This is a genomic window from Microbispora sp. ZYX-F-249, assembly GCF_039649665.1.
Lineage (GTDB): Bacteria > Actinomycetota > Actinomycetes > Streptosporangiales > Streptosporangiaceae > Microbispora > Microbispora maris.
The window spans coordinates 51,043-77,477 of sequence record NZ_JBDJAW010000014.1; the positions used below are offsets into that span (position 1 = coordinate 51,043).

Annotated in this window: 25 protein-coding genes; 12 read left to right on the forward strand and 13 right to left on the reverse strand. The window is 73.9% G+C overall.

Annotated features, from left to right (window positions below; all coding sequences use genetic code 11):
* The first annotated feature begins 141 nt into the window (after positions 1 to 141).
* Positions 142 to 1,746: a glycoside hydrolase family 10-like protein gene (locus AAH991_RS18345; protein ID WP_346227062.1), complete on the forward strand. Its 1,605-nt coding sequence runs from the start codon at positions 142 to 144 to the stop codon at positions 1,744 to 1,746.
* Positions 1,747 to 1,764: 18 nt separating this feature from the next.
* Here the strand turns inward: AAH991_RS18345 and AAH991_RS18350 are convergent, their stop codons facing one another.
* On the reverse strand, positions 1,765 to 2,016 hold the full coding sequence (locus AAH991_RS18350; protein ID WP_346227063.1) for a TfoX/Sxy family protein: 252 nt from the start codon (positions 2,014 to 2,016) through the stop codon (positions 1,765 to 1,767).
* Between the two features lie 91 nt (positions 2,017 to 2,107).
* Here AAH991_RS18350 and AAH991_RS18355 point away from each other — a divergent pair, with 91 nt between their 5' ends.
* Entirely contained in the window at positions 2,108 to 4,210 is a 2,103-nt protein-coding gene (locus tag AAH991_RS18355; protein WP_346227064.1) for a hypothetical protein, read from the forward strand.
* A gap of 57 nt (positions 4,211 to 4,267) precedes the next feature.
* On the opposite strand, the gene AAH991_RS18360 is transcribed toward AAH991_RS18355, so the two are convergent.
* On the reverse strand, positions 4,268 to 4,819 hold the full coding sequence (locus AAH991_RS18360) for an HIT family protein (RefSeq protein ID WP_346227065.1): 552 nt from the start codon (positions 4,817 to 4,819) through the stop codon (positions 4,268 to 4,270).
* 270 nt (positions 4,820 to 5,089) lie between these two features.
* Here AAH991_RS18360 and AAH991_RS18365 point away from each other — a divergent pair, with 270 nt between their 5' ends.
* Positions 5,090 to 5,605, forward strand: coding sequence for an Asp23/Gls24 family envelope stress response protein (locus tag AAH991_RS18365; protein ID WP_346227066.1), 516 nt, complete (start codon positions 5,090 to 5,092; stop codon positions 5,603 to 5,605).
* A 116-nt stretch (positions 5,606 to 5,721) separates the two neighbouring features.
* Positions 5,722 to 6,075 carry a VOC family protein gene (locus AAH991_RS18370; protein ID WP_346227067.1) on the forward strand — a complete coding sequence of 118 codons (354 nt, stop codon included), beginning with the start codon at positions 5,722 to 5,724 and terminating at the stop codon, positions 6,073 to 6,075.
* 95 nt (positions 6,076 to 6,170) lie between these two features.
* Here the strand turns inward: AAH991_RS18370 and thrS are convergent, their stop codons facing one another.
* Both thrS and AAH991_RS18380 read right to left on the reverse strand, forming a co-directional pair.
* On the reverse strand, positions 6,171 to 8,147 hold the full coding sequence (gene thrS / locus AAH991_RS18375; protein WP_346227068.1) for a threonine--tRNA ligase: 1,977 nt from the start codon (positions 8,145 to 8,147) through the stop codon (positions 6,171 to 6,173).
* A gap of 183 nt (positions 8,148 to 8,330) precedes the next feature.
* Complete coding sequence (locus AAH991_RS18380) at positions 8,331 to 10,631, reverse strand: phosphoketolase family protein (RefSeq protein WP_346227069.1); 2,301 nt, start codon at positions 10,629 to 10,631, stop codon at positions 8,331 to 8,333.
* Positions 10,632 to 10,716: 85 nt separating this feature from the next.
* Here AAH991_RS18380 and AAH991_RS18385 point away from each other — a divergent pair, with 85 nt between their 5' ends.
* On the forward strand, positions 10,717 to 11,220 hold the full coding sequence (locus AAH991_RS18385) for a MarR family winged helix-turn-helix transcriptional regulator (protein WP_346227070.1): 504 nt from the start codon (positions 10,717 to 10,719) through the stop codon (positions 11,218 to 11,220).
* A 312-nt stretch (positions 11,221 to 11,532) separates the two neighbouring features.
* On the forward strand, positions 11,533 to 11,724 hold the full coding sequence (locus AAH991_RS18390; RefSeq protein ID WP_346227071.1) for a hypothetical protein: 192 nt from the start codon (positions 11,533 to 11,535) through the stop codon (positions 11,722 to 11,724).
* Between the two features lie 162 nt (positions 11,725 to 11,886).
* Here AAH991_RS18390 and AAH991_RS18395 read toward each other — a convergent pair whose 3' ends face one another.
* Positions 11,887 to 12,396 carry a hypothetical protein gene (locus tag AAH991_RS18395; protein ID WP_346227072.1) on the reverse strand — a complete coding sequence of 170 codons (510 nt, stop codon included), beginning with the start codon at positions 12,394 to 12,396 and terminating at the stop codon, positions 11,887 to 11,889.
* Between the two features lie 163 nt (positions 12,397 to 12,559).
* Here AAH991_RS18395 and AAH991_RS18400 point away from each other — a divergent pair, with 163 nt between their 5' ends.
* A complete protein-coding gene (locus AAH991_RS18400) occupies positions 12,560 to 13,045 on the forward strand; it encodes a pyridoxal phosphate-dependent aminotransferase family protein (protein WP_346227073.1) in 486 nt (161 codons plus the stop codon).
* Positions 13,046 to 13,048: 3 nt separating this feature from the next.
* Here the strand turns inward: AAH991_RS18400 and AAH991_RS18405 are convergent, their stop codons facing one another.
* The 4 genes from AAH991_RS18405 to AAH991_RS18420 form a co-directional block, all read right to left on the reverse strand.
* A complete protein-coding gene (locus AAH991_RS18405) occupies positions 13,049 to 13,528 on the reverse strand; it encodes a TspO/MBR family protein (RefSeq protein ID WP_346227074.1) in 480 nt (159 codons plus the stop codon).
* Between the two features lie 28 nt (positions 13,529 to 13,556).
* Positions 13,557 to 14,537 carry a YbgA family protein gene (locus AAH991_RS18410; RefSeq protein WP_346227075.1) on the reverse strand — a complete coding sequence of 327 codons (981 nt, stop codon included), beginning with the start codon at positions 14,535 to 14,537 and terminating at the stop codon, positions 13,557 to 13,559.
* Positions 14,538 to 14,539: 2 nt separating this feature from the next.
* Positions 14,540 to 15,061 carry an RNA polymerase sigma factor gene (locus AAH991_RS18415; protein WP_346227076.1) on the reverse strand — a complete coding sequence of 174 codons (522 nt, stop codon included), beginning with the start codon at positions 15,059 to 15,061 and terminating at the stop codon, positions 14,540 to 14,542.
* A 113-nt stretch (positions 15,062 to 15,174) separates the two neighbouring features.
* Positions 15,175 to 16,212, reverse strand: a complete 1,038-nt coding sequence (locus AAH991_RS18420) for a MerR family transcriptional regulator (RefSeq protein ID WP_346227077.1) — start codon at positions 16,210 to 16,212, stop codon at positions 15,175 to 15,177.
* A 310-nt stretch (positions 16,213 to 16,522) separates the two neighbouring features.
* Here AAH991_RS18420 and AAH991_RS18425 point away from each other — a divergent pair, with 310 nt between their 5' ends.
* The 4 genes from AAH991_RS18425 to plsX are packed head-to-tail and all read left to right on the forward strand — an operon-like array spanning position 16,523 to position 21,241.
* Positions 16,523 to 17,800 carry a polyprenyl synthetase family protein gene (locus tag AAH991_RS18425; RefSeq protein WP_346227078.1) on the forward strand — a complete coding sequence of 426 codons (1,278 nt, stop codon included), beginning with the start codon at positions 16,523 to 16,525 and terminating at the stop codon, positions 17,798 to 17,800.
* Entirely contained in the window at positions 17,797 to 19,353 is a 1,557-nt protein-coding gene (locus tag AAH991_RS18430; RefSeq protein WP_346227079.1) for a phytoene desaturase family protein, read from the forward strand. Before AAH991_RS18425 ends, AAH991_RS18430 begins: the two co-directional genes overlap by 4 nt.
* Positions 19,350 to 20,270 carry a phytoene/squalene synthase family protein gene (locus AAH991_RS18435; protein ID WP_346227080.1) on the forward strand — a complete coding sequence of 307 codons (921 nt, stop codon included), beginning with the start codon at positions 19,350 to 19,352 and terminating at the stop codon, positions 20,268 to 20,270. The genes AAH991_RS18430 and AAH991_RS18435 overlap by 4 nt, the downstream gene beginning before the upstream one ends.
* Entirely contained in the window at positions 20,270 to 21,241 is a 972-nt protein-coding gene (gene plsX / locus AAH991_RS18440; RefSeq protein ID WP_346227081.1) for a phosphate acyltransferase PlsX, read from the forward strand. The genes AAH991_RS18435 and plsX overlap by 1 nt, the downstream gene beginning before the upstream one ends.
* A gap of 29 nt (positions 21,242 to 21,270) precedes the next feature.
* Here the strand turns inward: plsX and AAH991_RS18445 are convergent, their stop codons facing one another.
* Positions 21,271 to 22,023: a spheroidene monooxygenase gene (locus AAH991_RS18445; protein WP_346227082.1), complete on the reverse strand. Its 753-nt coding sequence runs from the start codon at positions 22,021 to 22,023 to the stop codon at positions 21,271 to 21,273.
* Here AAH991_RS18445 and AAH991_RS18450 point away from each other — a divergent pair.
* Positions 21,980 to 22,594, forward strand: a complete 615-nt coding sequence (locus AAH991_RS18450) for a glycerol-3-phosphate acyltransferase (protein ID WP_346227083.1) — start codon at positions 21,980 to 21,982, stop codon at positions 22,592 to 22,594. The two genes, AAH991_RS18445 and AAH991_RS18450, sit on opposite strands and share 44 nt — an antisense overlap.
* Here the strand turns inward: AAH991_RS18450 and AAH991_RS18455 are convergent.
* From AAH991_RS18455 to AAH991_RS18465, 3 genes are read right to left on the reverse strand one after another with little or no spacing between them, the layout of a single operon-like run.
* A complete protein-coding gene (locus AAH991_RS18455) occupies positions 22,545 to 23,858 on the reverse strand; it encodes a glycosyltransferase family 2 protein (RefSeq protein WP_346227084.1) in 1,314 nt (437 codons plus the stop codon). The genes AAH991_RS18450 and AAH991_RS18455 overlap by 50 nt on opposite strands.
* On the reverse strand, positions 23,855 to 25,399 hold the full coding sequence (locus AAH991_RS18460; protein ID WP_346227085.1) for a phytoene desaturase family protein: 1,545 nt from the start codon (positions 25,397 to 25,399) through the stop codon (positions 23,855 to 23,857). Before AAH991_RS18460 ends, AAH991_RS18455 begins: the two co-directional genes overlap by 4 nt.
* Positions 25,387 to 26,382, reverse strand: a complete 996-nt coding sequence (locus AAH991_RS18465; RefSeq protein ID WP_346227086.1) for a carotenoid biosynthesis protein — start codon at positions 26,380 to 26,382, stop codon at positions 25,387 to 25,389. The genes AAH991_RS18460 and AAH991_RS18465 overlap by 13 nt, the downstream gene beginning before the upstream one ends.
* Between the last annotated feature and the right edge of the window lie 53 nt (positions 26,383 to 26,435).

Consider the following 26,435-nt stretch of genomic DNA (forward strand, 5'->3'; position numbering starts at 1 on the left):
TTTCGCGCCGTCCGGGGAGCCCCGATAGGTGCCCCGCGTCACACACGCATCACAAGTTCATTTCGTTTTTCTGGCTAAACCATTCTTTTGCCGGTGTAAGACTTATGGCCGGACTTACTGGCAAATCGGAGGGGTAGCCACGTGACCGAGCGGGGACAGGTCATCCGTCCGTTGATCGCGACCACCGTCATCGCGGCAGTCGCGGTCGGAGCCGCCTACACCTTCGGCCCCGGCGCCCAGGCCGAGAAGGTCGCCGCCGGGAAGGCCGGCCGCACGGCGGCCCCGAAGGCGCAGCGGCAGCAGGTCAGGGCGGAGACGCTCACGGCGGCCGACACCTGCGCCGTCAACGTGAAATATCCCAAGCGCCAGCTGCGCGGCGTCTGGATCGCGACCGTGCACAATCTCGATTGGCCGTCGAAGCCGGGACTGCCGCCCGACCGGCAGAAGGCCGAATACGTAAAAATCCTCGACAACGCCGTAAAACGGCGTCTGAACTCGGTGTTCTTCCAGGTCCGGCCCGCCTCGGACGCGATCTACCGCTCGTCCCTGGAGCCGTGGTCCCAGTGGCTCACCGGCACGGCGGGCCGGGACCCCGGCTGGGACCCGCTGCCGTTCCTGGTCGACGAGGCCCACAAGCGCGGCCTGCAGTTCCACGCGTGGTTCAACCCCTACCGGGCGGCCGACTCCGCCTCCTCGAAGCTGCCCGCCGGGCACCCGGCGCGGCTCCACCCCGACTGGACCGTCAGGCACGAGGGCAAGCTGTACTACAACCCCGGCCTGCCGCAGGTGCGCGGCTGGGTGACCAAGGTCGTGACCGACGTCGTCAAGCGCTACGACGTCGACGGCGTCCACTTCGACGACTACTTCTACCCCTACCCCGGGCAGGGCACGCGGTTCGCCGACCAGGCCGCGTACAAGAAGTACGGCAAGGGCCTGACGCTGGCCGACTGGCGGCGGCGCAACGTGAACCAGCTCGTCGCCGAGGTCTCGCAGGCCGTCCATTCGGCCAAACCGCACACCGTCTTCGGGATCAGCCCGTTCGGCATCTGGCGCAACAAGACCGAGGACCCGGCGGGCTCGGCCACCAAGGGCATGTCGGCCTACGACTCGATCTACGCGGACGCCAGGGCGTGGATCAAGGCGGGCTCGGTCGACTACGTGATGCCCCAGCTCTACTGGCCCCGCGGGTTCGCCGCGGCCGACTACACCGTGCTCGCCAAGTGGTGGGCCGACGCGGTGAAGGGCACCGCCGTCGACCTCTACATCGGGCAGGCCCTCTACCGGGTCGGGGCCGCAGACACCCCCGCCTGGACCAAGGCGGGCGAGCTGCCCGCCCACCTCACGCTGAACCGCAAGTATCCCGAGATCTCGGGCGACGTCTACTTCAGCGCCGCGCAGCTGGCGAAGAACCCGCTCGGCGTGCTCGACCGTATCGTGAAGAGCCACTACGCCCGCCCGGCGCTGCCGCCGGTGCTCCGGGCGAGCGCCACGCCGCCCGTCGCCCCGCGCGCGGTGAAGGCCTCCGGCGGGACCTTGACCTGGCAGCCCCAGCCGGGCGCGCAGGCGTACGGCGTCTACCGGGTGGCGGACAAGGACGCCTCCTGCGCGACGGCGGACGCGCGCAACCTGGTGGCGGTCGTGCCGGCCTCCGGCGCCCCGTCGTACGCCGCCGCCGGCTCCGGCGCCTACTACGTCACGACCGTCGACCGCCTCGGCAACGAGAGCCCGGCGACCCGGGCGGGCTGACCCCGGGCCGGAGGTCGTTCATCCCTCGTCGAGCTCGGCCAGGAGCTCCCGCTTGCGCTCGGCGGGGATGAGCCGCCAGTCGAGGTCCTCGAGCGCGCCCTCCATGGCCCACAGCGCGTTCAGCGACAGTCCGGGGATGCCGGCGTCCCTGAGCCGCCGGTGGGCCTCCACCGCGCCGAGCTCGGCGAGCCGCTCCGGGTTCTCGATGCCCACCCGCCCGAGCCACTCCCCGCTCTTCGGTCCCAGATTGCGCATGTCCTCCAGCCTCATTCGTTCATTGTGCGGGCTGCGCGGGCGTCAACGGGTCCGGTAGCGTGGTCGCGAGTTTTCCCAAGATCATGTGCGGGGCTGGGGGTCACCGGTGAGAGGCACGTGGGTGCAGCGCGCGCTCGTCGCCGTCGTGTTCGGCGTGTCGGTCACGGCCCTCGCCCCGGCGGCGTCCGCGGGAGTCACGGCCGGGCCGGGCGAGAGCGGGACGGCGGCCGGGGAGCGGGTGGTGCTCGTCGGGATCCCCGGGCTGATGTGGAGCGACGTCACCCCCGACGACACGCCGAACCTCTGGCGGCTCGCCGGCGACTCGGCCCTCGGCTCGCTGTCGGTGCGGGCCGTGCGCAAGGACACCTGCCCGTACGACGCCTGGCTCACGGTCTCGGCCGGGGTGCGGTCGGCGGTGGGCGGCGGGTGCGGCATGGCGCCCACGCCCGAGGCGGACGGCGCGGGGGCGGCGATCCCCGAGTTCTCCTGGCTGTGGGAGGCGCGGGGGCAGCGCGACGCGGGCACGCTCGGGCAGGCCCTGCACGCGGCCGGGCGCACGACGATGGCCGTCGGCCCGGGAGCCGCGCTCGCGCTGGCCGACCGCGAGGGCCGGGTGGACGTCTACGCCGCCTCGCCCGCCGAGGTCACGCAGTGGCCGGGCGGCGACGTGGTCGCCGTGGAGATCCCCGACCTCGTCGCGCCCTACGTCTCCGGCGACCGGCTGACCGACGTGCCCGAACTCCTGCCCGCCGCCGCGCGGCGGGCCGCGGCGCGGGCGGCCGACGCGAGGCTCGGGTCGTTCCTGCCACGGCTCGGACCGGCGACGGTGCTGGTCGCCGGGCTCTCCGACCACGGCTCGGTCCCCCATCTCAGGGTCGCGATGCTCCACGACGGTGGGACGGCGGGCACACTCGGCGCCCGCTCCACGCACCGGGACGACATGATCATCCTTCCCGATCTCACCGCCACGATCCTGGCGAGGGCCGGGGTGGCCGCTCCCGCGAACGTCGTCGGCGTGCCGGTCGAGACCCACGCGGCCGGCGCGACCCCGGACGAGCGCGTCGCGGCCCTGCGCACCGCCGACGTGGCCGGTCAGACGATCCGCGACATGACCGGCGTCTTCTTCACCACGCTCGCCGTGCTCCAGGTGCTCTTCTACGTCATCGCGTTCGTGCTGCTGCGCCGCCGCGACGGACTGCCCGCCGTACGGGCCGCCGCCGTGGCGCTCGCCGCGATCCCCGTCTCGACCTACCTCGTCAACCTCACGCCGTGGGCCCGTGCGGCACAGCCGGCGCTGACGCTCTTCGCCTCGATCGCGGTGATCGCGGCGGCGCTCACCGTGACGGCACTCGCGGGGCCGTGGCGGCGCGGCGTGCTCGGGCCGCTGACCGTGATCGCCGCGGTGACCTCGGCCGTGCTGCTGTGCGACCTGCTGACCGGCACCCCGCTGCAGCTCAACAGCCTGATGGGCTACACGGGCGTGGTCGGCGCCCGCTACTACGGCCTGGGGAACATCCCCTTCGCGCTGCTCGCCACGGCCGTGCTGCTCGTCACCACGGCCGCCGCCGACCGGCTGGTCAGGGCCGGCCGCAAGGGCGTCGCGGTGGCCCTGGTCGCCGCGCTCGGGGCCTTCGCGATGCTGCTCGACGGCTGGCCGGGCGTGGGCAGCGACTTCGGCGGCGTCATCGCCTTCGTGCCGGGCATCGCGGTCACCGCGCTGATCGTGGCGGGCAGGCGGGTGTCGATCGTGAAGCTGGGCGCCTTCTGCGCCGCGGGCGGCGTGCTGGTGATGGCCATCGCCTATCTCGACCACCTGCGTCCCCCGGCCAGCCAGACCCACCTCGGCCGTTTCGTGGGGCAGGTGGCCGACGGCACGTTCCTGCCGGTGATCTCCCGCAAGCTCGGCGCGATGCTGTCCACGTTGCTCAGCCCGAACCTGATGCCCGTGGTGATCGCGGCGTTCGCGTTCCTCGTCTTCGCGCTGCTGCGGCCGGGGGCGGCGAGCGCCGGGGTCCTGCCGATCGCGTTCGAACGGGCGCCCATGCTGAGGGCGGGCCTGCTCGGCGCGCTCGTCAGCGGGCTGGTCGGCATGCTCGTCAACGACTCGGGGGCCGCGGTGCTGTCCATGGCCCTCGCCCTGGCCGTGCCGCTCGTCCTCAGCGCGGGCGTTCGCGCCCTGCAGCACGGCGAGCCGGCCCCGGCGGCCTGACCGGCCGCCGCCCGGGGTTGGCGGCGCCGGCCGGTCTTCGCGCGGCGCACAGACCGGTCAGGAGGAGGCGGGCCAGGCGTCGGCGAGCAGGTCCCGGGTGTCGCGCAGCAGCTGCGGCAGCACCTTGGTGCGCCCGACCACCGGCATGAAGTTGGTGTCGCCGCCCCACCGGGGCACGACGTGCTGGTGGAGGTGGGCGGCGATGCCCGCGCCCGCCACGCCGCCCAGGTTCATGCCGACGTTGAAGCCCTGCGCCCCGCTCGCCTTGCGCAGCGCCTGCGTCGCGCGCTTGGTGAACTCGGCCAGCTCGGCCGTCTCCGGTCCGTCGAGGTCGGCGTAGTCCGACACGTGGCGGTAGGGGCAGACCATGAGGTGCCCCGAGTTGTACGGGTAGAGGTTGAGCACGGCGAACACGGCCGATCCCCGCGCCACGATCAGCCCGTCCTCGTCGGACAGCTTGGGGATCTCGCAGAACGGGCAGCCGTCGTCCACCCCTGACCCGCTGGGCTTGTTCTCGCCCTTGATGTAGGCCATCCGGTGCGGGGTCCACAGGCGCTGGAAACTGTCGGGAACCCCGGCGCCGGCCTGCTCGATCGGCTCTGAATCCACGGTCGCGCTTCCCTCCGGTCCGTCCCCTGTGCCTGGTCGCCGCCGCTCCCGCCCGCACGACGGCACGGCGACGGCACAGCGACGGCACGGCAGCAGCATATGACCCCGGGGATCTCTGCCCGCCCGCCGGGTTGACCGGGAGCGGCGCAGACACGCTCCCGCCGGCGGGAGCCCGTTGCCCATGCCGATATGCGCGGACGCCGGACGGCCCGTCCGGTCGTCGGGCAGAATGCACCTGCCGGACGCCCCCCACCCTTATGGAGCCGTCACATGAGCGAGGCCGCCGCCGTCGAGGAGCGGATGGAAGAGCAGGTCGACGCGTACGCGGAGACAGGCCCCGGTGACCCGGCGGAGCCCGAGCCGCTCGCGGTGACACTCCGGCCCGACGCTCCGGCGGTGGACGTCCTCAAGGGCCGCATCAAGGTCGCCGACGAGGTCGTGGAGAAGGTCGCCGCGCTGGCCGCCCTGGAGATCCCCGGCGTCGCCGACCTGGGGGGCGACCTCGAGCGCGCCTTTGAATCCGTGCGCGACCGCATCGGCGTGGGGACCAAACGGGCGACGCAGGGCGTGCAGGCGAAAATCCAGGATCAGCAGGTCTCCGTCGACGTGACCATCGTCATCGTGTACGGCCATGTGGTGATGGACGTCGCCACCGAGGTCAAGGTCAACGTCGCCCGGGCGGTGAGCCGCATGCTCGGCATGCGCGTGGTCGAGGTCAACGTGACCGTCGACGACGTCCGCCTCCCCGGTCAGGGCTCCCCCGCCGAGGACGCCCCGGCCGCCTGATCCGGCCCGTTCGCTCGCTCGGGAGAGCTCGCGGCGTCGGGACATCCCGCGTACCGACCCTGCCAGTCGTCGCGACCGCCGATCGGCGCGATCATTGTCCTGGCAGGATGGCGGGCATGGAACGTGTGCTTGGAATCGGCGGATATTTCATGCGGGCTGCCGACCCGGTGGCCCTGGGCGCCTGGTACCGCGACTGTCTCGGCCTGGACGCCGATGAGAACGGCTTATGGCGGCAGGATGCCGGGTTCACGGTGTTCGCGACGTTCGAGTCCGAAACCGGCTACTTCGGGTCCCGCACCCAGCAGGTCATGATCAACTTCCGGGTCCGCGACCTGGAGGCGATGCTCGCGCAACTTCGCGCCAAGGGCGCGGACGTGGCCGCGGAGACGCAGGACATGGAGGGCGTCGGTCGATTCGGCTGGGTCACCGATCCCGAGGGCAATCGGATCGAGCTGTGGCAGCCCGCCTGACGGTGTCGTCACGCGGACGGTGACGAGGTGGCTCACTTGGTCCTGGACAAATCGGGCGCCCCGGAGGGGACGCCCGATCTGCTGTCTTCCGGCCGTCAGACCTGGATGCGGCGGCGGACGGCGTCGACGATCTCGTTGATCGCCTGGTCGATCGGCACGCCGTTCTTCTGCTCGCCGTTGCGGTAGCGGAAGGACACCGCCCCCGCCGCGATGTCGTCGTCGCCGGCCAGCAGCATGTACGGCACCTTGGCCTTCTGCGCGTTGCGGATCTTCTTCTGCATACGGTCGTCGCTCTCGTCGACCTCGACCCGGATGCCGTGCTCACGCAGCCGCTTGGCGACGTCCTGCAGGTAGGGCACGTGGGCGTCGGCGATCGGGATGCCGACCACCTGCACGGGGGCCAGCCACGGAGGGAAGGCGCCCGCGTAGTGCTCGACCAGCACGCCGAAGAACCGCTCGATCGACCCGAACAGCGCCCGGTGGATCTTGACGGGCCGCTTCCTGGTGCCGTCCGCAGCCTGGTATTCCAGCTCGAACAGCTCGGGCAGGTTGAAGTCGAGCTGGATGGTCGACATCTGCCAGGTGCGGCCGATGGCGTCCCGCGCCTGCACCGAGATCTTCGGGCCGTAGAAGGCCGCGCCGCCGGGGTCGAGAACCAGCTTCAGGTTCTCGGACTCGGCGACCTCCCGCAGGGTCTCGGTGGCTTGCTCCCACACCTCGTCGGAGCCGACGTACTTCTCCGGGTCCTTCGTGGAAAGCTCCAGGTAGAAGTCGTCGAGGCCGTAGTCGCGCAGCAGGTCGAGCACGAACCGCAGCAGCGACTTGAGTTCGTCGCGCATCTGCTCCTGAGTGCAGTAGATGTGCGCGTCGTCCTGGGTCAGCCCGCGTACGCGGGTGAGGCCGTGCACCACGCCCGACTTCTCATACCGATACACGGTGCCGAACTCGAACAGCCGCAGCGGCAGCTCACGGTAGGACCGCCCGCGCGACCTGAAGATCAGGTTGTGCATCGGGCAGTTCATCGGCTTGAGGTAGTAGCGCGCGCCCTCCAGCTCCATCGGAGGGAACATGCCGTCGGCGTACCAGTCGAGGTGACCGGAGATTTTGTACAGATTCTCCTTGGTGATGTGCGGGGTGTTGACGAAGGAGTAGCCCGCCTCCTCGTGCCTGCGGCGCGAGTAGTCCTCCATCACCCGGCGGATCACGCCGCCCTTGGGGTGGAACACCGGCAGGCCGGAGCCCAGCTCGTCCGGGAAGGAGAACAGGTCGAGCTCGGCGCCGAGCTTGCGGTGGTCGCGCTTCTCGGCCTCCTCCAGGAACTTGAGATACTCGTCCTGCTTCTCGCGGGACTCCCAGGCGGTGCCGTAGATGCGCTGGAGCTGCGGGTTCTTCTCGCTGCCCCGCCAGTAGGCGCCGCCGGACCGCATGAGCTTGAAGGCGGGGATGACGCGGGTGGTCGGCAGGTGGGGCCCCCGGCACAGGTCCTTCCAGCACAGCTCGCCCGACTTGGGGTCGAGGTTGTCGTAGATGGTGAGCTGGCCACCGCCCACCTCGACGTTCGCGCCGTCGGCCGCCTCGGCCGCGCCGCCCTTGAGCCCGATGAGCTCCAGCTTGTACGGCTCGGCCGCGAGCTCCTCGCGGGCCTCGTCGTCGCCGACCGGGCGGCGGCGGAAGGTCTGTCCCTGCTTGACGATCTCGCGCATGCGCTTCTCGATGCGCTTGAGGTCGTCGGGGGTGAACGGCTCGCGGACGTCGAAGTCGTAGTAAAAGCCGTTCTCGACCGGCGGGCCGATGCCGAGCTTGGCCTCGGGGAAGATCTCCTGCACGGCCTGGGCCATGACGTGCGCGGTGGAGTGGCGCAGGATGGCCCGGCCGTCGGCGCTGTCGATCGCGACGGGCTCGACCACGTCGCCCTCGGCGACCTCGGCGGCCAGGTCGCGCAGGTCGCCGTTGATCCGGGCGGCGATCACCGACCTGCCGTCGGCGCCGAGCGCCTCCCCGGCCGTCGTACCCGCCGCCACCACGCGCTCGGCTCCGGCGAGGGTGATGCGTATCTCAAGGGCGGCGGACACGGTGGCTCCTTAGGACAGGTTCGATGCGCGGATCTCGGGGGCCGCGCGCACGCGGGGCGGCGGCTCCGGTCGTCTCCGATGCTACCGGTGCCGCCGCCCCCGAATGGCGGGGATGCGCCGCGCCCGCCCGCCCGCGTCCCGGCCTCCCGACGAGAGGGACCGGGATTCGCCGGGTCCGGGGAGTCAGTACGGCCACGTCCAGTCGCGGATCTCGGCGGGGTCCTCGCCGTACTCGCGGGTGTGGGCGCGGGCGCGCAGCCGGGCGTCGGCCATGCGCTGGCGCAGGTGGGCGGCGCTGCTGCCCAGGCCGGGCACCCGGTCGATCACGTCCATCACCAGGTGGAAGCGGTCGATGTCGTTGAGCATCGCCATGTCGAACGGCGTGGTCGTGGTGCCCTCCTCCTTGTAACCGCGCACGTGGATGTTCTCGTGCCCCGTGCGCCGGTAGGTCAGGCGGTGGATCAGCCACGGGTAGCCGTGGAAGTTGAAGATGATCGGCCGGTCCGTGGTGAACAGCGCGTCGAACTCGGCGTCGGGCAGGCCGTGCGGGTGCTCGGAGGCCGGCTGCAGCCGCATGAGGTCGACCACGTTGATCACCCGGATCCGCAGCTCGGGCAGGTGCTCGCGGAGCAGTGCGGCGGCGGCCAGGGTCTCCAGCGTGGGCACGTCGCCGGCGCAGGCGAGCACGACGTCGGGGTCGGCGCCCTCGTCGGTGGAGGCCCAGTCGAGGATGCCGAGTCCGCGGGTGCAGTGGACGACCGCCTCGTCCATGCTCATCAGGTCGAGCACGGGCTGCTTGCCCGCCACGACGACGTTGACGTAGTCGCGCGAGCGCAGGCAGTGGTCGGCGACCGACAGCAGGGTGTTGGCGTCCGGCGGCAGGTAGACGCGCACGACCTCGGCCTTCTTGTTGACGACGACGTCGAGGAAGCCGGGGTCCTGGTGGCTGAAGCCGTTGTGGTCCTGACGCCACACATGGGACGACAGCAGGTAGTTCAGCGAGGCGACCGGCCGCCGCCAGGGGATCTTGCGGGAGGACTCCAGCCACTTGGCGTGCTGGTTGAACATCGCGTCGACGATGTGGATGAAGGCCTCGTAGCAGTTGAACAGCCCGTGACGGCCGGTCAGCAGGTAGCCCTCCAGCCAGCCCTGGCACTGGTGCTCGCTGAGCACCTCCATGACCCTGCCCCGGGGGCCGAGGTTCTCGTCGGTCGGCAGCAGGGCGGCCTCCCACTCCTTGCCGGTCGTCTCGAAGACGGCCGACAGGCGGTTGGAGGCGGTCTCGTCCGGGCCGAGCAACCGGAAGTTCGAGGGGTTGGCGGCGATGACGTCGCGCAGGAACGCCCCGAGGACGCGGGTCGGCTCGCTGGAGTCCGACGCCGGTGCCTTGACCTCGACCGCGTAGTCACGGAAGTCGGGCAGCACCAGCGGGCGCAGCAGTTCCCCGCCGTTGGCGTGCGGGCTGGCGCTCATCCGCAGCGGCCCGTCCGGGACGGTCCGCGTGATCGTCTCGACCGGCCGTCCGTCGGCGTCGAACAGCTCCTCCGGCCGGTAGGAGCGCATCCACTCCTCCAGGGCCGCCAGCCGGTCCGACCGGTCCCGTACGTCGGTCAGCGGCACCTGGTGGGCCCGCCAGGTGCCCTCGACCGGGAGCCCGTCGACCTCGCGCGGCCCGGTCCAGCCCTTCGGCGTACGCAGGATGATCATCGGCAGCGGGCCGCCGTCGGTCATCTGGTCGAAGACCGTGTCGAGGGTGCCGGCCATCAGCTCGTGCATCTCGGCCGGTTCGTGGCCGGAGACGATGTGCGGGCGGTAGCCGTACCCCTCGAAGAGCTTGATCAGCTCCTCCTCGGGAATCCTGGCCAGCACGGTCGGGTTGGCGATCTTGTATCCGTTGAGATGCAGGATCGGCAGGACCACCCCGTCGGTGTCCCGGTTGAGGAACTTGTTGGAGTGCCATGCGGTGGCGAGCGGGCCGGTCTCGGCCTCGCCGTCTCCGACGACGCAGGCCACGACCAGGCCGGGGTTGTCGAACGCCGCGCCGTACGCGTGGGAGAGGGCGTAGCCGAGCTCGCCGCCCTCGTGGATGGAGCCCGGAGTCTCGGGGGCGACATGGCTGGGGATGCCGCCGGGGAAGGAGAACTGCCGGAAGAGCCGGCGCATGCCCTCGGCGTCGCGGGTGATGTGAGGGTAGCGCTCGGTGTAGGCGCCTTCGAGCCACGCGTGGGCGACGGCCGCCGGGCCGCCGTGGCCGGGGCCGGCGATGTAGATCATGTCCTGGCTCCGCGCCCGGATGATCCGGTTGAGGTGGGCGAAGCAGAAGTTGAGCCCGGGGGTCGTCCCCCAGTGGCCGAGCAGCCGCGGCTTGACGTGCTCGGGCTTGAGCGGCTCGGTCAGCAGCGGGTTGTCCATCAGATAGATCTGGCCGACGGACAGATAGTTCGCGGCCCGCCAGTAGGCGTCGATGTTCCCGTATGCGTTCATGCCCATGACACTTTCCCAACGGCGGCGACCGAACCAGGGTCTTTCGCCCCAAGATCAAGCTGCTCACGGCGGTAGTCTTGGCGCCATGCCCGGCACCCGATGGCTCGACGAGGAGGAGCAGCGCACCTGGCGCGCCTACCTGCGGACGAGCCAGCTCCTCCAGGAGGCTCTCGAACGGCAGTTGCAGCGCGACTCGAGCATGCCGCACGCCTACTACATGATCCTGGTGGTCCTCTCCGAGTCGCCCGGGCGGACCATGACGATGACGGAGCTGTCCGCCATGCTCCAGTATTCGGTCAGCCGCCTGTCCCACGCCGTCTCCCGGCTGGAGGAGAAGGGCTGGGTGCGGAGGCTCAAACGGCCGGAGGACCGGCGCACGACCGTCGCCGAGCTCACCGACGAGGGCTTCGCCGCGATCGTGAAGGCGGCGCCGGGCCACGTGGAAGAGGTCCGGCGGGTGCTGTTCGACCCCCTCACCCCCGGTCAGGTGCGGCAGTTCCGGGAGATCCTCGACACGATCCTCGCGGCCTTCGAGAACCGGGCCGACGAGGCCGAGCATCCCCGGGAATTCGACGCCGCCGCCCAGTGAACGCCCCCTGACGGGGGTCTCGGTCCCGCCCGGGCGGCCCGCCCGCCCCGGACACGTCGGTGACGGCACTCGGACCGCCCGGACCGCCGGTCTCGCGGGCCCTCACGGTCCGGACGTGTCAGGCTATGGTCACGCGGCCGGCGGGTACGTCCCGGCACGTCCGTCCCTATACGTCCCAGCGATCCTCGGAGGTTGTCCGTGCCCAGAACGCGACGTCTCGCTCTGGCTTCGGCCGTCGGTGCGACTGCTGTCGCAACGGCCCTGGCTTCGGCGTCCATCGTCAGCGCTGCCGGCCCGTCGCCGGCTCCGTCCGTGGACACCTCGGCGCTCGGCAGTCAGGAGAGGGAACTCCTGCGGTCCGGCGCGCCGAAGACCGTGGCGCTGGATCCCGCCACCGGGCGGGTGCTGTCGGTGTCGAAGGGGAACAGCGCCACGGTGGGCCGGAAGACGGTGAATCTGGATCCGCGCACCGGCGAGATGCGGTCGGTGTCCGGAAACGAGTGATTCTCCTGCCGAGAATTCCGGTCGTATTCTCACGATGACTCCGACGGCCGATAAGCCGACGCGAACGCAGCGAAGGGCGGGGAAGGCAGCCTTCCCCGCCCTTCTTGTTCCGCAGAGGACCGGCGATTTCACCCGGTCGCGATTATGGGCCGCCCGGTCGGCTCAGTAAAGGGTGACGCTGGTGCCCGTGACGCGGGCGCCGCTGAAGGTGATGTAGGTGTTGGGGCTCCATGGACCGCTGCAGGGCGACGCTCCCTGGTAGGTCCAACAGCCCCTGCCCGTGTAGTTGCCGGTGTTGAAGGCGGAGCGATAGGGCCAGCTACCGGTCTTCGTGCCCGCGCTGCCGTAGAACCCCTGGTTCGCGTATGGAACCTGACCGGAGTAGTAGCAGAAGTCCCCGGAGTTGCAGATGTTGTTCTGGCTGATCATCGGCGTGACCATGCCGCCTTCGGTCACCGACAGCACCTTGGCGGTCCGCGGGTCCACCGCGATCGTCTTCGGCGAGCCCGACTGGAGGAGCTCGAGCTGCTGGGGACTGAGCGCCGAGGTGTCGGCCGACGGCGGGATCGGCGCGGGGCCGGCGGCCAAGGCCGCAGAGGGCGAGATCAGTGCTGTCGCGGCAGCCGCGGCGCCGAGGAACGAAGCCAGGGCGATTCTGCGCGATTCACGCACGTGCCACCTCCTGTTATAGGCGATTCAATAGGGCCTCACGACTCAAGCCCACCTTCGCACCGTTCGAACATAACTCAGCCTAAAGACAATTTATTGTGATATAGATCACAAAGCGGAGAGCTAACACAACAATTCACAGTTGAATTTCCTGATGGAATAGGAAATGTGGATTTCCGGCAAGCGGTCGGTAACGGATGCGAGCGAACGCCTCAGCCGCGCGCGCGTCGGCGGGGCCGGCCGTAATCCGGCCGCCCGTGAGAACCAGGCATTCCTCGGCTCCGGGCAGGTGGGCCCGCGGCGCCTGTCCGTTCGCGGCCACCTCGATCGCGTAGACCTCATCGACCCGGTGGAACTGGCCGCGGCGGCCACCGCGGTGTGGGCGGGCCGCCGCGACGCCGCTTTCCGCGAACTGGCCGGTTATCCGGTCGTCCCGCCGCACGGCGGCTGGTCCGCCCTGGTGGACACCCGCCCGCTCAAGCTCACACCCGCCGAGCTGTCCCGGCTGCTGTTCGAGCGGGGCGGGGTCGCCGCCACGCCCATGGACGGCTGGGGCCCGTCGGGGGCGCACTACCTGTGGCTCGTGTTCGCCGACGAGCCGGTCGAACGGCTGGCCGGACTCGGCGAGCGTTTCCGCCGCGCCATCGGCTGACCCTCAGGCCTTCGGGTTGCGCCGGGCGATGGCGGCGTTGAGCGCGGTGGCGAAGGCCGTCCACCCGGCGTACGGCAGCAGCAGGAGCCCGGCCGTGCGGTCCTCGCGCAGGAGGCGGCGGGTCAGCAGCGCGTTCGACACGTTGAGCGCGAGGATCTCCGCGAGCGCGAGGCGGGGGTTGCGCGCCTTGAAGAACAGCGGCGGCCAGGCCGTGTTGAGCGCCAGGTTCACGGCGAGCGCCCGCCGCAGGGCCGGCCGGGAGCCGTCGTCGGCCCGGGACAGCGCGCGGGCGGACGCGTAGGCGATCGCCGCGTACAACGGCGTCCAGACCAGCCCGAACGTCTGCGGCGGCGGCTGCCAGGAGGGCTTGCGCAGCCGGCGGTACCAGCCGGAGCGCGCGTCGGTGGACAGGCCGCCGACCGTCGCGGCGGCGGTCACGGCGAGGGACGTGCGCAGCAGCGTCTTCGTCGATGTGGATCCCATGGGTCTTCTCCTGCCCCGGGGGGCGCGTTCATGCGGGGACGTGGTTGCGCAGGCGCAGCGCGTCGGGATACGGGGACAGGTAGGTCTGGTCGCGGACGTAGCCGACCCCCGCGCCCCTCGCGTGGTGCCGGAGCAGGGCGAGCGGCACCGTCAGGGCGACCCTGCGGGCCCGGTACGACGCGATCACCTCGGCCAGGTCGGCCCGGCGCACCGGGTCGAGCTCCCTGCCGATCATGCCGAGGCAGTGGTGCAGGACGTTGACGTGGCGCCCGACCGTGGCACTGGTGGCGAGGGCCGCCCGGAACGCCCGTTCGTACTCCCTCGCCAGCACGTCCCTGGCCGGCGCGGTCCCGGCCCGCTCGCCCGCCGCCGCCACGAGCCGCCCGATCTCCCGGTACGCCGCGGGCGAGTGGGCGAGGATCTGCATCTTGTGCCGGGCATGGAAGGCGACCAGGTCACGGGGGCGCCAGTCGCCGGCCAGCAGGGCCCGCAGGCGGGCCGAGGCGAAGATCCGCTCGACGAACGCCTCGCGCAGCACGGCGTCGTGCAGCCGGCCCTCGTCCTCGACCGCCAGCTCCGGCCGGGCGGCGGCGAGCGCGGCGGCGAAGATCCCCCTGCCGCGCCGGTCGGCCGGCCCGCTCTCTCCCGCGTACACGGGGATCCCGTGGAGCCCGCAACTCGGGCTTCTCGACTTGAACACGTACCCGTCGACGTCCGCCAGAGCGGCCGCGCGCTCGGCGGCGAGGGCGGTCATCGGGGCGGTCAGGTCCTCGCGCGTCCGGCGGGTCACCAGCCGGGGGCCGTCGGCGGAGCGCTCCAGACGGAGCGTCTGACGCGGGGCGCCGAGGCCGATCTCGATCTCGGGGCAGACCGGCACCCAGTCCACGTGCTCGGACAGTTCGTCCGTGAGGAACCGGTCACGGCTGTGACCGCCGTCGAACCGCACGGGAGCGCCGAGCAGGCAGCTCGACACGGCCACTCTGGGCCTGATCAGCTCCACCGGTGCCATGATCAGGCCGCCGTCCGCAGCAGCGTGGACAGGCGATGCAGGCCGCGCGCCGTACGCGCCTTGACCGTGCCGAGCGGGACGCGCAGGTGCTCGGCGATCTCCCGCTGGGTCAGGTCCGCGTAGTACGCCAGCTCGATCGCCTGGCGCTGCACCTGGGGCAGGGCGGCCAGCGCGCGCCGGACGCGGTCGCGGTCGGCGAACTCGTCGCCGTCCAGCCGGCCGTCGCGCCCCGCCGGGTCGGGCACCGCTTCGAGCGGCACCGTCGCGGGCGTGCGCGCCCGCAGGTGGTCCACCGCGCGGTTGCGGGCGATGCCGAACAGCCAGGCCGACAGGCTGCGGCCCGGGTCGAAGCGGTGCCGGAAGCGCCACACCTCGGTGAAGACGACCTGCAGGACGTCCTCCACATCCTGTGGCGGCACGAGTCTGCGCAGGTAGGAGCGCACAGCCGGCGAGTGGGCGCGGTAGCACTCCCCCAGGGCGCCCGCGTCTCCCGCGGCGAGGCGGAACTCCAGCGTCTCCTCCATCGGCCCCCCTTGACGCGAAAACTTATTCAAAATCTATTCATAACTGCCCGCGACTGGAGAGGGCAACCATGGGGGTCGAAGGCTGGATTCAAAAAGCGCCAAAGGGCGCGAATTCACCGCAGAGTGGTCATTACCGCCGAGATGGCGTCGCGAAACGTCGACACCCGGACGACCTCCGCGGGCAGGTCGTCCGCCCACCCGGGGCCGCCGGCCACGACGCGGCAGGCGGGGCGGAGCCGCGGCAGACCGGCCAGCGGCGCCGGATCGCCGGTGTCCCGCATCTGCGACCACACGAACACCGCCGCGGGGCCGAGACGGCGCATCGCGTCCGCCAGCGCCCGGTACGGCGTGCGCGCTCCGAGCACGCGGGTCTCCACCCCGAGCGCGCCGAGCGCGGCGGCCAGGGCGTGGACCGGCAGCGCGTGCTGCTCCTCCTCGGCGGCGGCCAGCAGGACCGGACGGGGATGCACGGGCGCGGGCGCCCGGGCGGCGAACCGCGCGAGCGCGACCTGCAGCCGCTCCGAGAACAAGTGCTCGACGTCGATCCCGGCACACGTGTCCTGCTGCCTGCGACTGACGGCCGCGAACACCGGCAGCACGAGCCGCTCCCACGTCCACACCACGCCGTGCGTGGTCAGCGCCGCGTCCAGTCCCGCGGTCACGGTCGGGGCGTCCAGCGCCGTCACCGCGCGGGCCAGCATCACCGCCGACAGCAACCCGGGTTCCGCGGCCTGCCGTACGGCGGGCGCGGGCGGCACGCGCGGCTCGGCCGGCCCGGGGGGCTCATGCGACTCGGAAGGCACCGGCGGCGGCTTGGCGGGCACGGAGGACTCCGGGACCGGCCCCGCCGCGGGCGCCGCCCGCTCTCCCGGCGCGGACCTCGGCCGCAGCGCCTGCCTGGCGGCGTCGGCCGGCGGCATCCCGGCCCGGATCATCCGGTTCATCTCCTCCAGGCGGCGCAGGTCCGCGTCGTCGTAACGGCGGTGCCCGCCGGGGCTGCGCCTGCTCGGGCCGATGCCGTACCTGAGGTTCCACGTGCGCAGCGTGGACGCGGGCACGCCGAGCCGCCGGGAGACGGCCCCGATGCCGTAGCCCGGCTCCTCCTCGGCGGCCGTGTTCTCGCCGGCCCCCGGTGCGTCCTCGTCTGCCACCCGCTCACCCCGTGTCCGTCCGGCCGGTCGTCCCGTCCGCTCGCCGTGCTCCGGCCGCCGGTCCGCGTCCCCGCGGACCAGCCTCTCAGCCCGCGGCGCGCGCCTCGCGAGCACCGGCACGACCGGGGCCGGGCAGGCGCGCCGGGGGCGCACGCGCACGGTCCCCGTGGCCGCCTCCGCCCCTTTCGGCCGCCCCCTGGCCTTGTTTCGGCGGGGGAGCCCGGTGCGGATGCAACCGCCGGAGCGGGCGGGCGCGAAAACTCTACTGACGGCGCCGCCGATCACCGTACCGATCGAAGGAGCACTGCGCATGGTGACGTTGACCCGCGAGACCGGCGGCGTCGGGGAGGAGACGCGGGAGCCGTCCGATCGCCGCCCGCCCGGCCCGCCCGACGACGCCCTGCCCGGGGCCGGCGTGATCGACCGCCCCCTTGCCGATCGGGACCTGTTCGACCGGGACCTGTTCGACCGGTCCCTGGACGAGCTGCTCCGGCGTGAGATGGACCGGCTGTCCTTCCTCGGGGCCGAGGATCGGGAGACGCTGCGGCGCCACCTCGCCGGCTTCGTCGCGCGCGGCGGCAGGCGGCTTCGGCCGGCTTTCGTGTACTGGGGCCACCGGGCCTGCGGCGGCTCCCCCGACGACCTCGACGCCGTGCTGGCGGCGGGCTGCTCGATCGAGCTCCTCCACGCGTGCGCGCTGATCCTCGACGACGTGATGGACGAGTCGCCGCTGCGGCGCGGCCACGTCACCGCCCACGTGGCGCTCGCCGAGCGGCATCGGGAGCGCGGCTGGGCCGGGTCGTCGCGGCGGTTCGGGGAGTCGGCCGCCGTGCTGCTCGGCATGCTGGCCTTCACCTGGGCCGACTCCGCGCTGCTGGCCGACCGCCGCAGGCTGGCCGACGCCCTGGAGGTCCTCACCCAGCTGCGCGTGGAACTCGCCGCGGGGCAGTACCTCGACCTGACCTGCGCCGCCCGGGGCGGAGGCGGCCGCCGGGAGGCCCTGTTGATCTCGACGTACAAGTCGGGCAAATACACGGTCGAGCGGCCGCTGCACCTCGGCCACGCCATCGCCGGGGGCGAGCCCGGGCTGCGCCGGGTCCTCAGCGCGTACGCGCTGCCGCTGGGCGAGGCCTTCCAGCTCCGCGACGACGTCCTCGGCGTCTTCGGCGACCCGGCGCGGACCGGCAAGCCCGCCGGGGCCGACCTGCTGCAGGGCAAGCGGACCTACCTGCTGACGCTGGCACGCGAACGGGCGGACGGCCCGGGCGCGGCGCTGCTGGACGCGCTGCCGGGGCCGGGCGGGGCGCGGCCGGATCTCGTGGCGGCGGTCCGGGAGATGATCGTCGCGACCGGCGCGCTGGAGACGGTCGAGCGGCGCATCGGCGACCTCACCGAGGCCGCGGCCGGGGCGCTGTCCGCTGCGGACATGCCCGCGGACGCCCGAGCGGCCCTGCTCGACCTCGCCCGCCGCCTCACCGACCCCGATCCCGATCCCACGGGCCCCGCCGCCCCCACCGGCCGCGCCCGGCCGGGCCCCGCTCCCCTGGCAGGCTCCGCGGAGCCCTCGGCCGGCGGAGCCCGCCGGTGACCGCGGGCGGGCCGATCGTGGTCGTCGGCGCCGGGCTGGGCGGCCTGGCCGCCGCGATGCGCCTGGCCGGGGCGGGCCGCGAGGTGACGGTCGTGGAAGCCGCCGACGTGCCGGGCGGATGCTGCGGCACGGCGGCCCTGGGCTCCCACCGCGTCGACACCGGGCCCTCGGTGCTGACCATGCCGGGGGTGCTGGCCGACACCTTCGCCGCCGCCGGGCAGGACCTGGAGCGCTGGCTGCCGCTGCGCCGGCTCGATCCGTACTACCGGCTGACCTTTCACGACGGGTCGCGGCTGGACGTGGTGGCGGGGGCCGACGCGATGGCCGAGCGCGTGCGGGCGCTGTGCGGGCCCGCCGAGGCCGTGCGCTACCGGCGGTTCCGGCAGTTGCTGGGCGAGATGTTCGAGGCCGAGTGGAGCGCGTTCATCGACCGCGACATGACCCGGCTGCGCGCGCTGGCCCGGCCGTACGCGCTGGTGCGGCTGGCCGCGCTCGGCGGCTTCCGCCGGCTGGACGGGCTCGTACGGCGCCACCTCACCGACGAGCGGCTGATCAGGGCGCACACGTTCCAGGCGCTGTACGTCGGCCTGTCGCCGCGCCGCGCCCTCGGCGTGTACGCCGTGATCGCCCACATGGACACGGTCGGCGGGGTCTACTTCCCCCGCGAGGGCGGCATGCACGCCGTCCCGCGGGCCATGGCCGCCGCCGCCGAGAAGGCCGGCGCCGTCTTCCGCTACGGCGTGCGGGCCACGCGGATCGAGACCGACGGGGCGGGGGTGGTCGCCGTCCGCCTCGACACCGGGGAGCGGCTGGCGGCCCGGCACGCCGTGGTGGCCTGCGACCTGCTCCGGGCCCACGGGCGGCGGGACGGCGACGGCCTGCTGCCCGAGGAGGCGGCCGACTGGCGGCTGCGCCGGCCGCGGCTGTCCCCCTCGTGCCTGGTGGCGCACTTCGCACTGGACCGGCGCCCGGACGACCAGGCCCACCACACCCTGCACTTCGGGCGTGCGTGGGAGACGACGTTCGCGGAGCTGGAGGCGGGCAGGCCGCAGCCGGACCCGAGCCTGCTCGTGACCTGTCCTGACAACCACGGGCCTGACAACCACGGGCCTGACAACCACGGGCCTGACAACCACGGACCTGACAACCACGGGTCCGGCAGCCACGGGCCTCACAACCACCGGCCCGCCGTGCTCAGCGTGCTGGAGCCCGCCCCCAACACGCGCGGCGAAGCCGACTGGACGGCGCTCACCCCCCGCCTCATGGAGCGCATGCTGGACCGGCTCGCCGGCCTCGGGTACGGCGACCTGTCCGGCACGCCCCGGCTGGTGTTCGATCCCCCCGCCTGGCGGCGGCGCGGCCACTCGGCCGGCACGCCCTTCGCGCTCGACGCCCGTTTCACCCAGACTGCGTGGTTCCGTCCGTCCGGCCAGGCCCGGCGGGTCCCCGGCCTCCACTTCGCGGGCATGTACACGGCGCCCGGCGTCGGGGTGCCGCCCGTGCTGATCTCCGGCCGCCTGGCCGCCGAGCGCATCCTGGAGAGCACCCCATGAGCGCGCCACCACAGGCGCCGGCCGCGACGCTGACGGCCGGCTACGAGCGGTGCCGCAGGCTGCACGCGAGCTACGGCCGCTCGTACTACCTGGCCACCCGCCTGCTGCCCGCCTGGAAACGGCCGCACGTCCACGCGTTGTACGGCTTCGCCCGTTACGCCGACGAGATCGTGGACTCGTTCGCGGTGACCGGCGACCGGTCCGCGGCGCTGGAGCGCCTGTCCTCCCGGCTCGCCGCCGCGCTGGACGGCGAACACGTCCGCGATCCGGTGCTCCCCGCCTTCACGCACACGGTGCGGGCGTTCGGGATCGACCACGCCGACGTGCGGGCGTTCCTCGCGTCCATGCGCGCCGACCTCACCGTGGACCGGTACGCGACCTACGACGACCTGCTGGGATACATGGAAGGATCGGCGGCGGTCATCGGGACGATGATGCTGCCGGTGCTGGAGGCCCTGCCGGGCGAGGAGGGGCGGGCCCGCGAGCCCGCCCGCCAGCTCGGGCTGGCCTTCCAGCTCACCAACTTCATCCGCGACGTGCGCGAGGACCTGACGCGGGGCCGCGTCTACCTGCCGCTCGCCGACCTCGACAAGTTCGGCGTGACGGAGGCCGACCTGGCCGCGCCGTCCGCCGCGCCGGCCGTGCGGGAGCTGGTGGCCTACGAGTGCGACCGCGCCCGCGACCACTACCGGCGGGCCCGTGACGGGATCGCGCTGCTCGCGCCGTCGTCCCGCCCCTGCATCAGGGCGGCGTACGAGCTGTACGGCGGCATCCTGGACGAGATCGGGGCGGCCGGGCACGACGTGCTGGCGAGGCGGGCCAGGGTCTCCCGGCGGCGCAGGCTCGCGATCTTCGCCCGGCACCTGTTCGCCGCGCGGGCCGCCGCCCGCGCCGAACGCCGGGTGGAGGTGGCGTGATGTCCCGCCCGGTCGTCGTGGACGCCATGGGCGGCGACCACGGGCCCGCGGAGGTCGTCCGGGGGGCGGTCGAGGCGTGGCGGGATCACGGCGTGCCGGTCGTCCTCGTCGGCCGGGCCGGGGTCGTGCGCGGGGAACTGGCCCGGCTCGGGGCGGCGGGCGAGATCGACGTCGCGCACGCCGCCGACGTCGTGCCGATGACCGAGCGGGGCGCGGGTGCGGTCCGCATGGTCCGCTCCAGCATGTCCGTCGGCTTCGACCTCCTGCGGGAGGGAGCCGGCGGGGCCTTCGTGTCGGCGGGGTCCACCGGGGCCGTGGTCGCCTGCGCGGCCGACCGGCTCGGCACCGCGCCCGCCGTGCTGCGCCCCGCGCTGGCCGTGGCGCTGCCGACCACGGCGGGCGGGGTCACCGTGCTGATCGACGCCGGCGCGACCGTGGACCCGATGCCCGAGATGATCGCCCAGTTCGCGCTGCTCGGGGCGTCGTACGCGCAGCTCGTGCTGGGCGTGGCCGACCCTCGCGTCGGGTTGCTGTCGATCGGCGCGGAGCCCGGCAAGGGGAACCGGCTGACCCGCCGGGCCGAGACCCTGCTGCGCGGCCTGCCGCTGCGTTTCCACGGCAACGTGGAGGGCGGCGACGTGCTCACCGGGGTCGTCGACGTGATCGTGACCGACGGGTTCACCGGCAACGTCGTGCTGAAGAACGTGGAGGGGACCGTGCGCGCCACGCTCGCCCTCGCGGCGGCGGAGGGCGTGGCCGCTCCGGCCGGCCTCGGCCGGGTGGCGGCCCGCTACGATCCCGAGACGCACGGCGGCGCGGCCCTCCTCGGGCTCACCCGCACCGTCGTCGTGGCGCACGGCAACTCCCGGGCCGGGACCGTCGCCCGGGCCTGCGTGGTGGCGCGCGACCTCGCCGAGGGCGAGGTCGTCGCCCGGCTCGGCGACCGGCTCGCCGTCCAGCCCGCGCCGTGATCTCCCGCGAGGCCGGGCGTCCCGGCGGTTCAGGGATCGGCTCGCCGACCCGCGAGGGGATCGGCGCCGTCCCAGGCGCCCACGCTCGCGTAGGGAATGAACCGGGCGAACAGCTCCTCGGAGTACCAGTCGTGGGCGCGGACCCGTTCGACGACCTCACGGTGCGCCCGCCCGGCGTAGGCGAACGCGCGGACGGCGGCGGCGTCGCGCCACAGGGAGAAGGTGGCCTGCCGGGCCAGCGGCCACTCCCCCAGCCCGACGGAGGCGAGGCAGCCCTCCTGGGCCCGCAGCAATCCCTCGACGGCGGGCACGGAGCGGTAGAACGCGACCAGTCGCGACGGCCGGATCGACGCCCGGGTCAGCACCGCCACGGGCCCGTCCTGCGGCCCCGCCGTGGCCTGCGACCTCGCGCGCCCGGGCACGGGTGTGAACGGCTCGGCCCCGTTCCAGCGCCCGCGCGAGGCGATCGGCGCGAGCCGTACGTGCCAGGCCTCGACGGCCTCGCGCCGCCACCTGGCGGGGATCGGCGAGCGTGCCAGGAACTCCTCGAACGCCCGCTCGTCCCGCCAGACGGCGAGCAGCGCCCAGCGGCGCAGGTCGGCGCCGAGGGTCATCGACGCCCCCCGGCCCGAGCCGAGCAGCCGCCAGAACAGCAGCCCCCCGGTGCGGCGGAGCACCGGGCGGTCGAAGGCCATGTGACGCATGGCCCCCCGGTCCGCGTATCGCTGGAGGTGGAACGTGACGACGCTCCCGCCGCTCGTCCCCCTGCTGGTGGCGCTCATCGGCGGCTACCTTCTCGGCTCGGTTCCGGTCGCGGTGCTGGTCGCGGGGCGGCGGGGCGTCGATCCCCGGGAGATCGGCGACCGCAACCCCGGCTTCTGGAACGTGCGCGAACGGCTCGGCGGCCGGACGGCCGCGCCGGTCTTCGCCGGGGACATGGCCAAGGGCGTGCTCGCCGGGCTGCTCGGCCTGCTGGCCGGCGGCGCCCACACCACCGGGCCGGGGGTGGTCGCGGGCCCGAGCGTCCCCGCGGCGTACCTGGCGGTGGGCGCGGCGATGATCGGGCACGCCTGGCCGGTCTTCGCCGGGTTCCGCGGCGGGCGGTCGGTGCTGACCTTCGCCGGCGGCGTCGCGGTGATCTGCCCGCCCGCGTTCGGGCTCGCGCTCGCCGTTCTCGGGGTGGTCTTCCTGCTCACCCGGTCGTTCGCGGCCGGGGCCCGGGCCGGGGTGTTCGCGATCCCGCTGCTGCAACTGCCGTTCGCGCCGATCGGCCACGTCGCCGCGACCGGCGCGCTCATGTGCCTCATCGGGCTGCGCTTCGGGCAGGCGGCGCTGGCCGCGCGCCGCGCCTGACGGCACCCGTCTCCGCCGCGCCACCGGCGGGGAAGACGGGGTAGGCGCGGCTCCGCCAGGTCCTGACGGGCCGCAGCGTCGCCTGCGTCAGCCGTACGGCCGTGGCCGGGTCGAGCAGGAACGACAGCGCCACGCCCGCGCCGGGCCGGGCGTAGCTGCGCCGCAGCGCGGTGGCGAGCAGCACCCGTACGGCGAGCAGCGCCAGGTCGAGCCGGGTCGGCCGCCCGGCGGCCAGGCGGAGCGCCGGCAACGCGGCGGCGAGCCAGACGACGGCGAGGTCGGCCGCCTGCCACGCGGGGCGGGTGACGTCGCGCAGCGGCAGCGAGCGCCCCCACTCCCGCCACACCCCGGCCGCCGACTCGTGCATGTCGACCTCCAGCAGTCCCCCCGCGTCGAGGAAGCCGACCCTCCAGCCGCCGGCGGCGAGGGCCCTGGCGAGGGCGACGTCGTCGGTCATGTGCCCCCGCACCCGGGCGAAGCCGTCGGCCCGCCGCATCGCCTCCCGCCGGAAGGCCAGGCACTGGCCGTTGGCCACCACCCGGTGGGGCGGCGGCGGCGCGGGGGGACCGATGGGGCCGAACCGGTAGACCAGCGTGGCGAGGAACGACGCGTGCAGCGCCTGCTCGGCGAACCCGTCGCAGACGAAACGGGGGCCCGCGCTGACCAGGTCGTGGTCACGGAGGGCGGCGGCGAGTGCGCCGAACAGGCCCGGCCGGGGCCGCGTGTCGGCGTCCAAAGTGACCACGATCTCGCCGCGCGCCCGCGACAGCCCCTGGTGCAGCGCCCACTGCTTGCCCACCCAGCCGTCCGGCAGCGGGCGTCCGCGCACCACCGTCGCGCCGTACGCGGCGGCGAGCCGCGCGGTGCCGTCCGAGGACTCGTCGTCCACCACGATGACCTCGGCGACGGCGGGGTCGGCCAGCACCGCCCGCAGGCAGGGCCCGAGCCTGCGCTCCTCGTCCCTGGCCGGGATGACCACCGAGATGCCCGGACGTCCCCCATCGGGGGCCACGCCACGGCCGGCGCGGGCCGCCGAGGCGCCGCCTCCGGCCGCACCGCCGCCCGGCCCGGTCGCCCGGCCGCCGGCGCCGGGGGGCGGGCCCGGCAGGGGCGCGGCGAGCGGAGGGAGCCGCCGCCGGCCGCGCGCGAGGCGCACCAGCACGACGAGGGCCGCCGCCGCCTGGGCGGCGGCGAGCACCCGCGCGCCGGTCCCGGCTCGTCCGGCCCCAGGGCGCCCTGCCGTCCCGGCCGCGCCGGTTCTCACGGGTGTGCCTTTCCCTGGCGACGGGCGGAGCGGGGGAAGTCGCGGCGCACCAGCGCGGCCACGATCCGGCCGCCCATCGCCACCAGCGGCAGCCCGCCTCCCGGATGCGCGGACCCGCCGACGAGGTACAGCCCGCGCAGCGGCCCCCGGTTGCCGGGGCGGCGGAAGGGGGCGAGCGGGCCGCCGTAGGCGCCGCCGTAGATCGCCCCGCCCCACGCGCCGTACCGGTCGCGCAGGTCGGCCGGGGTCAGCAGGTCGAGGAAGCGCAGCCGTCCGGACAGGTCGTGGCCCCTGCTCGCCAGGCGGCCGAGGACGAGCTCCGCGTACGCCTCGGGCGGCATCGGCCAGCGCGCGGGGTCGCCGGCGGGGACGTTCACCAGCATGCTCCAGCTCTCCGCGCCCGCGGGAGCCTGGGTGGGGTCGTCCACCACGGGGCGGGCGATGTAGACCGTGGGGTCCTCCGGCGGCCGCCGCCGGTCGAAGATGTCGCCGAACTCGCGCCGGTAGTCGGCGGAGAACACGACCGAGTGGTGCGGCATGCCCTCGGTCCGCCCCTCCACGGCGGCGAGCAGCAGGAAGGCGGACGACGACAGCCCCAGCCCGGCGATCCGGCGGAGCCGGGCACGGTCGGGCAGGAGCCGCCCGTACAGCGCCGCCGCGTCGGCGTTGACGATCACGATGTCGGCCCGGACCGCCTCGCCCCGGGCCGTGCGGACGCCGCCGACCCGCCCCGGGCCCGCGATCAGTTCGGTGATCTCGGTCTCCAGACGGACCTCGACGCCCGCCTTGTCGAGCGACGCGGCCAGCGCGTCGGCGAGCCGGGGCAGCCCGCCCCGCACGTACCACCCGCCGTCTCCGTGCTCGATGGCGGGGACGCAGCCCAGGGCGGCGGGCGCGCGGTAGGGGCTCGACCCGGCGTAGGTGGCGTAGCGGCCGACGTACTGACGCAGGCGGGCGTCCCGGAAGAACCGGGCGGCCAGCGCGTCCAGGGTGCGGCCGGGCGCGACCGCGAGCAGGTCGCCCGGCCGGGGCCGCGCGACGGGGCCGCGCCACCCGGCGTCCGGCCGTCCGCCCGTGATCTCGGCGGCACGCCGGCCGGACCACGGGATCGGCGGCTCGACGACGGGCCCGGACAGCGGTCCGGCGAAGAAGGTGCGCATCGAGGCGTCCAGGCAGCGCCCGGCCCAGCGGTGGTAGGCCCGCCAGTGGCGGCCCTCGCCCGGCGCGAGCCGGTCCACCGCCTCCGCCGTACGCTCCGGGTCGCGGTAGGTGGACAGCGCCGAGCCGTCCGGCCAGTGGTAGCGGCACAGCTCGTCGAGTTCGAGCAGGTCGAGCGGGACGCCGAGGTCCAGGAAGAGGCCGGGCAGCGTGAGCAGCGAGGGGCCGATCGAGAACGTGAAGCCGTCCCGCCTGTGCTCGGCCAGCTTGCCGCCCAGACGGGGCAGCCGCTCGTAGACGCGCACCTCGTGCCCGTCCCGCGCGAGCAGCAGGGCGGCCGCCATGCCGCCGACGCCGCCCCCGACCACGATCACCTCCGCCATGCGCGCCCCCAGGCGAGCAGGGCGAACGTGCCCATCGCGAGCCCTCCGGCGGCGGCCACGAACGGGTCGGGCGGCCGGAAGACAACGGCGAAGCCGACGGTCTCCATCGCCGCCATGACCGTGTAGAGGGCGACCAGCCCGGTGGCCCCCGCCCGGCCGCCGTCCGTACGGCCCGTGAGGCGGTCGACGAGCGTCATGACCAGGAGGGAGACCAGCAGCCACCCGGCGAAGTTGCCGAGCGGCACCCCGCGGTACGGCCCGGGCTCCGCCCAGACCCACAGCCCGAGGCGGAGCATCTGCGGGTCGAGGAACAGGTCCCAGGCGGTGAGCGCCAGTGCGCCGGCGAGGATCGGGATCAGCCGGCCGCGCGGCGCCACGCGGCGGGCGACGGCGTGGGCGGCCAGGCCCATGCCGCCCCACGCGAGGGCGACGATCAACGGGACGCCCCCGGGCCGCGGCCACAGGGCGTCGGTGTAGCGGTAGTCGCCGAAGGGCAGGCCGGTCCTGGTGCCGGCCCACTCGGCGGCGAAACCCGCCGCCACCGCCGCCGCGAACGCGCCCGCCGCCCTGCCCGGGCCGTACGCCGCCGCCGCGAAGGCGAGCGCGCTCACCGCGAGCAGGACCACGACCACGGTGGTGAGGCGCAGGTCGTGGGGCCGCAGCCCCGTCGCGATCTGGGCGGCCGTCATCGCGGCCAGCGCGAGCACACCGGCCACCCGGACCAGACCGGCCGCGCGGACCATGCCGGGCACCCGCGCCACAGCGCCCGTGGGGACCATGCGGACCAGCCGGACCATGCGGACCATGCGGGCCACACCGGCCATGCCGACCGTGCCGACCGTGCCGGCACTGTTCGGCCGTGTCCCGCCCGGCGGCCGGGCCGGCCACGGCCCCGTCAGGCGCGGCCGGCGTGATCCGCGCCGCCCGGCGGGCGTGCCGTCATCCTCGGCCGCCCTCTTCTCTGTGGCATCCCACGTCTCCACACAGGGTGATTCGAGCCGATCCCCCCGATCGGATGCCCCCGGCCCACGCGGGG